The organism is Sutterella sp. (genome assembly GCF_052272535.1).
Classification (GTDB): Bacteria; Pseudomonadota; Gammaproteobacteria; order Burkholderiales; family Burkholderiaceae_F; genus Sutterella.
In genome coordinates, this window is sequence record NZ_DAVZJY010000050.1 from 1 (window position 1) to 11,898 (window position 11,898).

Below are 11,898 nucleotides of genomic sequence, written 5' to 3' on the forward strand. Positions count from 1 at the left end.
ACGCGTAAGGACTCAGTAGGGAATCTCCGTCCTTCAGGGCGGAGAGGATGTCAAGTTGCGGCGTCCCCGGCCTCTTCGACGGGCGGCACCCAGGCCGAGAGCGCCTCGCAGAAGGCGGTGGGGGTCGGTGCGGCGATGAGCCGGGCGCGCGCGTCGGCGTCCGAGAGGAGCGCCGCGGTCGCGCGCAGCAGTCCGAGGTGCGCCTCGGGGTTCTCCGCCGGGGCGAGGATCACCACGAAGAGCTTCGCGCCGGTGCCGTCGGGCGAAGGCGTTTTGACGGGCTCGCGCGTGCGCAGGAAGGCGACGACGGGCGAGTCGAGGGATTCGAGCCGCCCGTGCGGCACGGCGCAGCCGTGCCCGAGCGCAGTCGAACCGATCCGCTCGCGCTCCGAGAGCGCGGCGAAGGCCTCGTCGTGCGGCACGCCGTAGGTCACTTCAAGAGCGCCGGCGGCCTCTTCGAAGAGGCGCTTGAGGCTCTTCACGTCGAGGTCGAGCCGTACGGCGTTGAGCCTGAGGTAGGGAGTGAAGGGATTCATCGGACGGCGGCCTCCCGGTTGCAGGGGGCCGGAGGAAGAAAAGTGGGCGGTCAGCGCTTCGCGCCGCGCATGCGCGCCGTGGGGATGCTCTCGAGGTCGCGGTACTTGGCGACGGTGCGCCGCGTGATGTCGAACCCCTCGCCGCGCAGCAGGTCCGTGAGCGCCTGGTCGGAGAGGCGCTTGTCGGTCGGTTCGGCGGCGATGAGTTCGCAGATGCGCGCGCGGATGCGTGCGGGCGAAACCGAGGCGCTCATGCCGAGGCTGTCGGTCGCCTGGACGGCGGGCAGCAGGAAGAGGCTGCGCAGCTCGAAGGTGCCCGCGGGGCACTGGAAGAACTTGCCCGAGACGGCGCGCGATACGGTGGAGTCCGAGAGGCTGAGCTCGCGGGCCGCTTCGCCGATCGTGAGCGGCACGAGCGCGGCGCGGCCTTTCTCGAAGAAGGCCTGCTGGCGGCCGACGGCGAACTGCGCGGCCCTGAGGAGCGTCGAGCGGCGCGCCTCGATGCCGGCGATGAGGCGCTTCGCCTCGGCGAGATACCGCCCGAAGGGCGTCGTCTCGTCCACGGCCGCGCCCTGCGCGAGCGAGGAGAGCCTCAGCCCCGGCTGGGCGGAGGCGTTGAGCTCGGCGGTCCAGACGCCGCCCGCGCGGCGCACGAGGATGTCGGCGACCACGTACTGCGTCGCTTCGGCCGAGTAGTTGGAGGCCGGATGGGGATTGAGCGTCTTGAGGAGCGCGAGGGCGCGATCGAGGAGCGCTTCGTCGCCCCCCGCGGCGGCGAGGAGCGCCCGGCGGTCCTGAAGGGCGATCTCCTTGAGTCTGCGCTCGATGAGATCGATGAGGAGCGTGCCGGCGGCGCGGTCGGCCGAACCCTCCTCGATGCGGCGGCGCACCTGGAGCGTGAGGCACTCGACGGCGCTCGCCGCGCCGACGCCCGGCGGGTCGAAGGTCTGCAGGAGCGCGAGCCCGCGGCGCCAGGTCTCGAGCGGCGCGTCGAGGACGTCCGAGAGGTCGCCCACCACCTCCTCAAGGGGGGCGGGAAGCATGCCGGAGTCGTCGAGCTCGTCGATGAGGCAGAGGACCACTTCGCGCGTCACGGCGTCGACGTCGAGCGTGCGCAGTTCCGCGAGAAGGTCTTCGCGCAGCGACGAGGGCGCAGCGACGCGTTCCACGGCGGGCAGCTCGTCCGGGTCGCCCGCGCCCGAGCCGGTCCAGGCCGAGTAGACGTTCTCGAGCGGACCGCGGTCTTCGGGGAACTGCTCGGCATCCTCGCCCCGCACGGCTTCGGTCTCCTCATGGAGCGCGGGCTGGTCCTGCCGCTCCTCTTCGCCGGCGGGCGCCTCGCGTTCGAGCAGCGGATTCTCCTCGGCGGCGAGGTCCGCCTCGTCGAGCAGCTCCTGCGCGCTCATGCGCAGAAGCCGGAGCGCGTACTGCTGCTGCGGTGCGAGGGTCTGCTGCTGCTGGACGGAGAGGCCGAGGCCGGCCGAAAGAGAGGGCATGCGCAGGGTCCTTACATGCTGAAGTTGTCGCCGAGGTAGAAGCTGCGCACGTCGGGGTTGTCGACGATGTCCTTCGGGATGCCGGAGGCGAGCACGCGGCCCTCGTTGATGATGTAGGCGTGGTCGCAGATCGAGAGCGTCTCTCGCACGTTGTGGTCTGTGATGAGCACGCCGATGTTGCGGCTGCGAAGATACTTGATGATGCGCTGGATCTCGATCACCGCGATCGGGTCGACGCCCGCGAAGGGTTCGTCGAGCAGGATGAAGCGCGGGTTCGCCGCCAACGCGCGGGCGATCTCGGTGCGGCGCCGCTCGCCGCCGGAGAGCGAGAGCGCCTGGTTCGTGCGGATGTGCTGGATCTGCAGCTCGTTGAGGAGCGTTTCGAGGCGCGACTCGATTTCGTTGCGGGTGAATGGGCGGCCCGAGGCGTCCTGCTGCATCTCGAGGATGGCGCGGATGTTGTCCTCGACGGAGAGCTTCCTGAAGACGCTCGCCTCCTGCGGCAGGTACGAGAGCCCCATGCGGGCGCGCTTGTAGATCGGCAGGTGGGTGATCGAGACGTCGTCGAGTTCGATCGCGCCGTCGTCGGCCGAGACGAGCCCCACGACCATGTAGAAGGACGTGGTCTTGCCCGCGCCGTTGGGCCCGAGCAGACCCACCACTTCGCCCGACTTCACGGCGAGGTCGACGCCCTTGACGACCTGGCGGCTCCCGTAGTGCTTCTTGAGCCCGCGGGCGACGAGGGTGTGGACTTTTTCGTCGTCGGGACGGACGGTGGCGGAGGATTCCATTTTTTCTAGCGGCTTCGGCTCGGGGTGTGGACGGAGGGGATCAGGGATTGGCGATCGAGATCGCCGGCGAGAGCGGAGCGCTCGCGCGCGGCTTCGCCTGACTGTTCTGCGTGCGCGGCGCGATCACGGTAGTGACGCGCTGGCGGCGGCCGCCCTCGACGGCGCCTTCAACCACCGAGCGGGCGTTCCTCATGTCGTAGACGATGCGATCGCCCTGCGTCATGTCCTTCTCGACGCCGTTTTCAGAGCGCGAGAGCCGGGCCGTGCCCGAGAGCGTCACGGTGTCGGTCTCCTCGTCGTAGGTGATGCGCTTCGCCTCGGCGTGCACCCACTCGTCCACGGGGTTCTTCGCGTCCGGATCGCGCTGCTGGCGGAACTTCGCCGGCGCGCCCGTGATCGTCGCCCGGCGGTAGCCCTTGGGCGTGATGCGCAGGTTAAGCACGTCGCCCGTGAGGCGCATCGAGCCCTGATCGACCACCACGGCGCCGCTGTAGACGGCGGTCTGCTTCACTTCGTCGCCGTTGAACTGGTCGGCGTGCACTTCGATCTGCTGCTCGCGGTCGGTTTGAAGCGCCCAGGCGCTGGAGACGAGACCGGCGGCGAGCAGAACGGCGAAAAGCTTCTTCATGGCGGGTTGGTCCGATGAGGGTGTCCGGTGGGTGGGGGCGGGGATCAGGGAGCGGGCTTGCGGAAGTTCTCGGGATGGAGAACCGAGCCCACGCGCCCCTTGAGCTCCACGGTGCGGGCGACATTATCGTACATCATGCCCCCCTGGGCTTCGGTCGTGTCCGAGCCCCGGCGCATGTAGGCGGGCTTGTCGGTCTCGAAGCGCAACGTGTCGAGCCAGCCGCGCACGTAGCCGCTCCTGAATTCGAGTTCGGGCTCGCCCTGGAAAGGCGCGCGCGTCACGACGACGTTGCCGGAGAATTCGACCGTCTCCATGCCGTCGTCGCTCCAGATCTCGTCGGCGCGGGCGCGTGCGGTCGCCTCGTTGGGCGCGAGCGAGACGACGAGGCCCTTTTCGGCGCGCATGCGCTCGTCGGAGAAGTGCTGCAGGTGCTCGGCGAAGGCCTTGAACTTCGGCGTCCCCGTCTCGTCGAAGTCCGTGAGCGAGACGTTCTTCGCGAGAAAGTCCGGGCTTTTGTCGCTCGGGACGTACTTGAGACCCTCGAGGTCCGCGCGGATGGAGTACCAGTAGCTCGTGAGCACGATCAGGAGGAGGAGCGCCGAGCCGATGATGGCCGTGATGCGCTCGCGGATGACGAGACGGCGGTGCGCCATGAAAGAACTACTCCTGCGAGAGGAAGCGCTCGGCGAGGAGCGGCTCCCAGCGGCCCTGGGCCTGGAGGATCTTTTCGGCGAGGTCGCGCACGGCGCCGCGGCCGCCCGCATGCGGAGCGCGCCAGTGCACGTAGGGCTCGAGCTCGGGGCTGCCGTCCGCGGGCGTGGCGGAGAAGCCGACCGCGCGCAGGCAGGGCAGGTCCGGGAGGTCGTCGCCCATGTAGGCGCACTCCTCGGGGGCGATGCCCGCCGCCTCGAGCATGTGCCGCAGGGTCGGGAGCTTCTTGAGCTTGCCCTGTTCGACGCGGGTCATGCCGAGCTCGTCGGCGCGGTAGGCGACGATCGAGGAGGTGCGGCCCGTGAGGATCGCCACCTCGATGCCGGCGGCCTGCAGCAGCTTGATGCCGAGGCCGTCGCGCACGTTGAAGGTCTTTGCGAGCTCGCCTTCGCCCGTGAAGACGAGCGAGCCGTCGGTGAGCACGCCGTCCACGTCGAGGACGACGATGCGGATGCGGCCGAGCCGTTCGAGAAGGGTCGGAGAGGCGTTCATCAGATCACCTTCGCGTCCATCAGGTCGTGCATGTGGAGTGCGCCGACGAGGCGGCCGTCATGGTCCACGACGAGAAGCTGATTGCACTGGTGCGCCTCGAGCGCCTTGACGGCGGCTGCGGCGAGTTCGTCCGGGCCGATCGTGTGGGGGTTCGGGGTCATCACGTCGCGCATCACGACGTCGCGCACGTCGCCCACGCGCTCGATGAGCCGGCGCAGGTCCCCTTCGGTGAAGATGCCGATCACGCGGTCGTCGTCGTCCACCACGGCCGTCATGCCGATGTGCTTGCGCGTGATCTCGCGGATCGCGTCGAGGAGCCGCACGTCGGCCGTGACGCGCGGCACCGCGTCGCCCTGACGCATGACGTCGCGCACGTGGATGAGCAGGCGCCGGCCGAGCGCGCCGCCCGGATGGCTGCGCGCGAAGTCCTCTTTGCTGAAGCCCTTCGCGGAGAGGCAGGCGACGGCGAGCGCGTCGCCGAGGGCGAGCGTGGTCGTCGTGGAGGAGGTGGGCGCGAGGTTGAGCGGGCAGGCCTCGCGCTCGACGTGGCAGTTGATGTGGAAGTCGGCGTGGCGCGCGAGCGTCGAGTCCGGATTCCCGGTCATCGCGATCAGCGTGGCGCCCTCGCGCTTGAGGATCGGGACGATCATCAGGAGCTCCTGCGTCTCGCCCGAGTAGGAGATGCCGAGCACGACGTCGCCGCTCGTGATCATGCCGAGGTCGCCGTGGGCCGCCTCGCCCGCGTGCACGAAGAAGGCCGGGGTGCCCGTGGAGGCGAAGGTGGCGGCGAGTTTGCGGCCGATGTGTCCGGACTTGCCTACGCCCGAAACGACGAGTCTGCCGCGGCAGCCGAGGATCGCTTTGACGGCGAGGGCGAAGTCGGGCGTCTTGCCGAGGCGCTTCGCGGCGGCGAGAACGGCGTCGGCCTCATGCGTGAGGACTTCGCGTCCGAGGCTCACCGCGGCGGCGGCGTCAAAATGCGTTTCGATCATGAATTGGGCTCCTCGTGGATCAGGGCAACTTGTTATTTTAGAAGAAAAGCGCCCCGCGTCCCGGACTGCGCTAACAGCCGGAAACGCGGGGCGCCTCTGCTCCGGGGGCGCCCGCTCAGGGCGCCCTCGGGTCGGAACTCCGGTCTCAGTGGTTGAGAATCTTCGAGAGGAACTTCTGCGCGCGCTCGGTATGCGGCTGGCTGAAGAACTGGTCCGCGGGAAGGTTCTCGATGATTTCGCCCGCATCCATGAAGATCACGTGGTCGGCGACCTTCTTGGCGAAGCCCATTTCGTGCGTGACCACCATCATCGTCATGCCCTCCTTGGCGAGGCTCACCATGACGTCGAGCACTTCGTTGATCATCTCGGGGTCAAGGGCCGAGGTGGGTTCGTCGAAGAGCATGCAGATCGGGTCCATCGCGAGGGCGCGGGCGATGGCGACGCGCTGCTGTTGGCCGCCGGAGAGCTGACCGGGGTACTTGTCGGCGTGCGCGAGGAGCCCCACGCGGTCAAGGAGCTTCAGGCCGCGGGTGAGCGACTCTTCGCGCGAGCGCCCAAGGACCTTCATCTGCGCGAGGACCAGGTTCTCGCGGATCGAGAGGTGCGGGAAGAGCTCGAAGTGCTGGAACACCATGCCGACGCGGCTGCGCAGCTTCGGCAGGTCCGTCTTCGGATCACCCACGGAGATGCCGTCCACCGTGATCTCGCCCTTCTGGAAGGGTTCGAGCGCGTTGACCGTCTTGATGAGCGTGGACTTGCCCGAGCCCGACGGGCCGCAGACGACAACGACTTCACCCTTCTCGACGTTGACGCTGCAGTTCTTCAGAACCTGGAAGTTGCCGTACCACTTGCTGAGGTTCTTGATTTCAATCATTGCCATGGGGGGAATCCTTCAATCCTTCATAGGGGAGGTATGCATCTCTGGGATCAGGGCCGGGCCTCAGCGGGCAGCAACGGCCATCTTCGCCTGCAGGCGGCGAATGAGCATCGAGAGCGAAAGCGAAACTGCAAGGTAGCAGGCGGCAGCGAAAGAGTACATCATAACGAGCTGTCCGTCGCGCTGAGCGATCTTGACGACGGCGCCCATGAAGTCGCTCCCGCTGATGACGTACACGAGGCTCGTGTCCTGAAAGAGAATGATCGTCTGCGTGAGGAGCACGGGGAGCATGTTGCGCACGGCCTGCGGCAGGATCACGTAGCGCATCGTCTGCGCGTAGGTGAGCCCGAGGCCGGTGGCGGCGAAAAACTGCCCGCGGCCGATCGACTGGATGCCCGCGCGCATGATTTCGGCGAAGTACGCCGCCTCGAAGAGCACGAACGTGATGATCGCCGTCAGGTTCGCGCCGATCATCACCGGATGGTCGAGGCCGAAGATGAAGCGCAGCACCTCGGGCATCAGCAGGAAGAACCAGAAGAGCACGAGCACGAGAGGCACGGCGCGCATCAGGTTGATGTAGAGCTTCGCGAGCCCGGAGAGCCAGCCGATCGAGGAGAGGCGCGCGAGCGCGAGGAGCGTGCCGAGGGCGAGGCCGAGCACGGCCGTGATCGCGGTGAGCTGCAGCGTGTAGCCCGCGCCGGCGAGCAGGAAGTCAACGGAGCCGGAAATGGAGGAGAAGTCGACGGACATGGTTCTTTCTCCTTATTTGGCGGCGATGAGACCGGGGATCGCGCACTGCGATTCGACCCAGACCATCAGGCGGTTCACGACGAGCGCGATCACGATGTAGAGAATCGTCGCCCAGAGGTAGGCGGCGAAGAAGGTGAACGTGTTCTCGCCCATCTCGTTGGCGCGCATCGTGAGTTCGGGCAGGCCGATCGTCATGGCGACGGCGGTGTTCTTGATGAGGTTCATCGCCTCGCTCGTGAGCGGGGGGACGATGAGGCGCATCGCCATGGGCAGGATCACCTCGCAGTAGCTCTGCAGCGGCGTGAAGCCGAGCGCGCGGGCGGCGTTGGGCAGCCCCCGCGGGATGCTCGCGATGCCCGAGCGCACCTGCTCGGCGATTCGCGAGGAGGTGAAGAGCCCCATGCAGAGGAAGGCCGTGACGAACTGGCCGACCGCCGGGTCCGCTTCGGTGAGCCAGTCCTTGTACCAGGGGACGAGTTCGGGAACGACGAAGTACCAGATGAAGATCTGGACGATGAGCGGAATGTTGCGGAAGAGTTCGATCCAGGCTTCGCAGAGCCCGGCGACGAAGCGGTTCCGGGTCGTGCGCAGGGTGCCCACGACGACGCCGACCACGAGGGCGAGCGCGAAGGCGGCGACGGCGAGGCCGATCGTCCAGCCTGCGCCCCAGAGGATGTAGACCCACCAGGGGTCGTCGGTTAGGAGGGACTGCTCGAGGAGCGAGTCCAGACTGAAGTTGAGCGCCATGACGCGGTCCTCTTATGTTGGTCCCTGACTGCGGAGCGGCTGCGATGGCCGGCGCCGCAGTGGGCAGGGCGCTTTGGCGGGGGGTCTGTGACGGGCTGAGGGAAGAAGACTCCGGATGCGGCCTGAAAGCTAGCTGAGCCGCATCCGGAGCTGAAAACCGGGTTGTCCGGAGACGAAGGATCAGATGCCCTTGTCGCTCGGGTTCTTGAAGAGCTCCTTCGTGTAGGAGTTCATCTTGAAGTTGAGGTTGACGTCCTTGGGCGGAATGGGCGACTCGAACCACTTCTGGTAGAGCTTCTCAAGCTCGCCCGACTTGATCATGCCGACCACGGTCCTGTCCACGAGGGCCTTGAACTGCGGGTCGTCCTTGCGGAACATCGCGCCGTAGGGCTCGACCGAGAGGGCGGCGTCGAGGATCGTGAAGTCCTGCGGGTTGGAGAGGTTGGCGATCTGGCCGGCGAGGAGCACGTCGTCGATCACGAAGGCGTCGGCGCGCTTGTTGGCGACCAACTGCATCGACTCGGCGAAGTCCTTCGTCATCAGGTAGCGGAACTTGAGGTTGTGCTCCTTCTCGTACTTCTTCACGAGGGCGACGGAGGTCGTGCCCGAGGTGAGGGCGATCGTCTTGCCGTTGAGGTCGTCGAAGGACTTGATGCCGGAGGACTTCCAGACGGCCGCGGAGACCTGGATGCCGAAGTAGGCGACCGAGAAGGCGGCCTCCTGCTGGCGCTTGAGGGAGTTCGTGGTCGAGCCGCACTCGATGTCCACGGTGCCGTTCTGGATGAGCGGGATGCGGTTGGCGCTCGTGACGGCCTGGTACTTCACCTCGAGCTTCGGGAGTCCGAGCTCCGTCTTGACGGCGTCGGCGACGCGGTTGCAGACCGTGTAGGCGTAGCCCGTGGGCTTGCCGGCCGCGTCGAGGTAGGAGAACGGCACGGAGCTCTCACGATAGCCGAGCGTGATCGAGCCCGAGTCCTGGATCTTCTTCAGGGTGCCGGTGAGCTCCGCGGCGCCCACGGCGGACGACAGAACGAACAGGCATGTCGCGGCGGCGAGAGCGGTGCGGCGGAAAAGCGTGGTCATGATGAGTTCCTCTTCTCTGATGTGCTTCCAGGCTGAGGCGCAGACGTCGCAGAGGCGGAACTGCTCCCTCTAAAGGGATGAAAGCAATAGACGTGCCATAAAGGAGAAACCCCAGGAACGAGGGGCGCACATGCACGGGAGGCGTGCACGGACGCAAAAAAAAGGCCCCGGCGGAGGAATCCGCGGGGCCTCAATAGCACCAATGTGGTGCGTATTGATTCAAATTGGTGCACTACTCCTCATCGTCCGCCTGGAAGACCGGGCGGCGGCCTTCGAGGAAGGCCTTGAGGGCCTCGGCGGCTTCGGGCGAAACGGCCTGGCGGCGGTAGACCTCCTCCTCGAAGGGGGCGGCGTCGGCGAGAAGCTTCGCGCGGGCGGCGCGCAGCACCTGCTTCGTGCCGGCGACGGCGCTGGGCGGAAGCACGGCGAGGCGGGCGGTCTTGGCGGCGACGACGTTCTCGAGGTGCTCGTCCTCAACGACGCGGGTGATGAGGCGCATCGCCTCCGCTTCGTCGGCGCTGATCGGCTCGGAGAGCAGCAGCTTCTCGGCCGCCTTGGACGGGCCCGCGGCGAGCGCCATCACGGTGGCGGCGCCCCAGCGCGGCGTGCGCGCGAGCGCGACGGCCGGAAGCGAGAAGAGCGCGTGCGAGCCCGCGTAGACGAGGTCGCAGTAGAGGAGCGCGGTGAACGCCTCGCCCACGCAGGGACCGTTCACGGCGGCGATGACGGGCTTCGTGAAGGCGCTGATCGTGCTGAAGAAGTCGTCCGCGGCGGCTTCGGCCGCCTCTGGGGCGGCGAGCATCTCCTCAAGATCGGCGCCGGCGGAGAAGACCGAGCCCGCGGCCTGCAGCAGCACCACGCGGGTCTTGGGATCCGCCTCGGCCGCGCGCAGCGCATCGGCGAGCGCACGGAACATGTCCGCCGTGAGGGCGTTGCGGCGCTCCTTGCGGTCGATCGTGAGGCGCAGGATGCCGTACTGAAGCGAAGACTGAATGCTCATTGGAAAAACCTTTTAGTGGGCGCCCGCGGGCGGCGTCAGGCGCTTGGACCAGCGCCTCGCCTGCGCGCCGCGGACTTCGGGGTCGACCACGTAGCCGGAGGCCTCCATGAAGCGCTCCATCGGCTCGTTGCCGGGAAGAACATAACCCGCCATTGTATGAAACCCCTCGAGGGCGGCTTCGCGCTCGAGGTGCGCGAGCAGGATCCGCGCGAGGCCGAGCCGGTGGAGGTCGTCGCGCACGGCGATGCCGAACTCGGCTTCGTCCTCGCCCGCCGACCAGCGGCCGGAGGCGGCGAGAGGGGCGTCCTCCCGCGCGGATTCGGCGATGGCCCACGCGCCTGCGCGGGACCAGTCCGGGCGGCAGAGCGAGGCGATGCGCTCCTCCGAGAGCGCCGCGGCCGTGTGGAAGCGGTAGTAGAAGGACGACTCCGAGAGCGACCCGATGAAGGCGCGCAGCCGCTCGAAGTCGTCTTCGAGGAGCGCGCGCAGCCGCATTTCGGCGCCGTTCTTCGCGCGCACCGCGAGACCGGCCTCGACGGGCGCAGGGCGCACGACGAGGTGCCGGTAGGTTCGGTCGGGTTCAAGAGGCGCGTCGTAGAGGGCCGCTTCGGCGTTGAGGACGAGAAGCCCCTCGGGCGTGGGCACCACGGGCTCGAGGCGCAGCTCGCGCAGCGCCGGCACCGCCGCGGCGAAGTCCGCGAGCCGGCAGAGGGCCGCATGGAGCTGCGGGCGGTCCACCGCCGGGAGCCCCCGGTAGGCGTCGAGCGCCTGCGAGATCTTCGGCGTCCGGGCGAGCCGCTCGGCTTCGGCGAGCGCGAGCGGCGGCAGCCCCACGGCGAAGTCCTTGTAGAGCGTGCGCGCGAGGCCCGCGCCGCCGAACTCAACGACGGGGCCGAGCACGGCGTCGAGCCGCACGTTGAGCGAGAGTTCGCGCTCGATCGAGTGCGCGGACATCTTCTCGACGAGCACGCCCTCGAGGCGCGCAAGGGGCGCGTGTTGGGCGAGGTTCTCCGTGAGGCGGCGCCAGGCCGCCTCGAGCGCTTCGGACGAGTCGACGCCGAGGATTACGAGGCCCGAGGCGCTGCGGCTCCCGAGCCCTTCGCTTGAAGCCTTGAGGGCGACGGGGTAGCCGATCGACCGGGCGGCTTCAAGCGCCTCGGGGAGGCCGGCGACCAACTGCGCCGGGACGGCGAGGAAGCCGAGCGCCTCGAGGAGCGCCCGGACCTCCCAAGGGAGAAGAAAGTGTCGGCCCGTCTCAAGGGCGCGGCGGCAGATGAGGCGGATGCGGACGAGCTTCGCGGCGCCCAACCGCCCGCGGCGGGCGGCGGGCGGCGAGCGGCGCGCTTCGATGAGGGCGCTGCGGTCGGCGAGCAGCCCGAAGGCGCGCATCGCGAGCTCGGGCGAGCGGACCGCGATCAGGCGCGAGTCCGGGAGGCGCTCGAGCTGACGCACCACCGCCGGGGTCGAGCGGCTCGAGAGCCAGGAGACGACGACGGGCTTGTAGGTCTTCAGCGCGGCGCGGGCGAGTTCGGTGAGGGTCGGGTCGAGCGTCGAGACGGGCGAGGGGCCCACGACGACGACGGCGCCGTTCACCGCCGGGTCGTCGAGCACGATGCCGAGCGTTTCGGCGAAGCGCGCGCCCGGCGCGCCCGCGCCGATCACGACGGGGTTCACTGGGATGCGCTCCTCGGGGTGCACCTTGTGGAGCCTCTGAATCGTCCGGTTGGAGAGCCCCTCGATCTGCACGCCCGCACGGTCGGCCGCGTCGGCCGCGAGCGCGGCGACGCCCGAGCCG

At 68.3% G+C, this 11,898-nt stretch carries 13 protein-coding genes; all 13 read right to left on the minus strand.

The genetic code is table 11. From position 1 onward, the window contains the following. Nucleotides 1–50: 50 nt before the first annotated feature. Nucleotides 51–536: a PTS sugar transporter subunit IIA gene (locus tag ACT6Y9_RS04175; protein WP_443743602.1), complete on the minus strand. Its 486-nt coding sequence runs from the start codon at nucleotides 534–536 to the stop codon at nucleotides 51–53. Between the two features lie 50 nt (nucleotides 537–586). Beyond that, nucleotides 587–2,032 (minus strand): RNA polymerase factor sigma-54, encoded by a 1,446-nt coding sequence (gene rpoN, locus ACT6Y9_RS04180; RefSeq protein ID WP_443743603.1) that lies wholly within the window; start codon nucleotides 2,030–2,032, stop codon nucleotides 587–589. Nucleotides 2,033–2,043: 11 nt separating this feature from the next. After that, complete coding sequence (gene lptB / locus ACT6Y9_RS04185; protein ID WP_295480226.1) at nucleotides 2,044–2,823, minus strand: LPS export ABC transporter ATP-binding protein; 780 nt, start codon at nucleotides 2,821–2,823, stop codon at nucleotides 2,044–2,046. A gap of 40 nt (nucleotides 2,824–2,863) precedes the next feature. After that, nucleotides 2,864–3,451, minus strand: a complete 588-nt coding sequence (gene lptA, locus ACT6Y9_RS04190) for a lipopolysaccharide transport periplasmic protein LptA (protein ID WP_443743604.1) — start codon at nucleotides 3,449–3,451, stop codon at nucleotides 2,864–2,866. A 44-nt stretch (nucleotides 3,452–3,495) separates the two neighbouring features. Then, nucleotides 3,496–4,104, minus strand: coding sequence for an LPS export ABC transporter periplasmic protein LptC (gene lptC / locus ACT6Y9_RS04195; RefSeq protein WP_443743605.1), 609 nt, complete (start codon nucleotides 4,102–4,104; stop codon nucleotides 3,496–3,498). A 7-nt stretch (nucleotides 4,105–4,111) separates the two neighbouring features. Beyond that, the gene (locus tag ACT6Y9_RS04200) at nucleotides 4,112–4,654 is read right to left on the minus strand and encodes a KdsC family phosphatase (protein ID WP_295480220.1); all 543 of its coding nucleotides are present in this window, start codon (nucleotides 4,652–4,654) and stop codon (nucleotides 4,112–4,114) included. Beyond that, on the minus strand, nucleotides 4,654–5,646 hold the full coding sequence (locus ACT6Y9_RS04205) for a KpsF/GutQ family sugar-phosphate isomerase (protein WP_295480218.1): 993 nt from the start codon (nucleotides 5,644–5,646) through the stop codon (nucleotides 4,654–4,656). The genes ACT6Y9_RS04200 and ACT6Y9_RS04205 overlap by 1 nt, the downstream gene beginning before the upstream one ends. 145 nt (nucleotides 5,647–5,791) lie before the next feature. Next, entirely contained in the window at nucleotides 5,792–6,520 is a 729-nt protein-coding gene (locus ACT6Y9_RS04210; protein ID WP_295480238.1) for an amino acid ABC transporter ATP-binding protein, read from the minus strand. Nucleotides 6,521–6,586: 66 nt separating this feature from the next. Further along, nucleotides 6,587–7,273 (minus strand): amino acid ABC transporter permease, encoded by a 687-nt coding sequence (locus tag ACT6Y9_RS04215; protein ID WP_295480216.1) that lies wholly within the window; start codon nucleotides 7,271–7,273, stop codon nucleotides 6,587–6,589. Nucleotides 7,274–7,285: 12 nt separating this feature from the next. Continuing rightward, the gene (locus ACT6Y9_RS04220; protein WP_443743606.1) at nucleotides 7,286–8,020 is read right to left on the minus strand and encodes an amino acid ABC transporter permease; all 735 of its coding nucleotides are present in this window, start codon (nucleotides 8,018–8,020) and stop codon (nucleotides 7,286–7,288) included. Nucleotides 8,021–8,200: 180 nt separating this feature from the next. Beyond that, nucleotides 8,201–9,103, minus strand: a complete 903-nt coding sequence (locus ACT6Y9_RS04225; protein ID WP_443743607.1) for a transporter substrate-binding domain-containing protein — start codon at nucleotides 9,101–9,103, stop codon at nucleotides 8,201–8,203. A 232-nt stretch (nucleotides 9,104–9,335) separates the two neighbouring features. Next, entirely contained in the window at nucleotides 9,336–10,103 is a 768-nt protein-coding gene (locus tag ACT6Y9_RS04230) for an enoyl-CoA hydratase-related protein (protein WP_443743608.1), read from the minus strand. Nucleotides 10,104–10,115: 12 nt separating this feature from the next. Next, a partial coding sequence (locus tag ACT6Y9_RS04235; RefSeq protein ID WP_443743609.1) for a GNAT family N-acetyltransferase occupies nucleotides 10,116–11,898 on the minus strand: 1,783 nt, incomplete at its 5' end.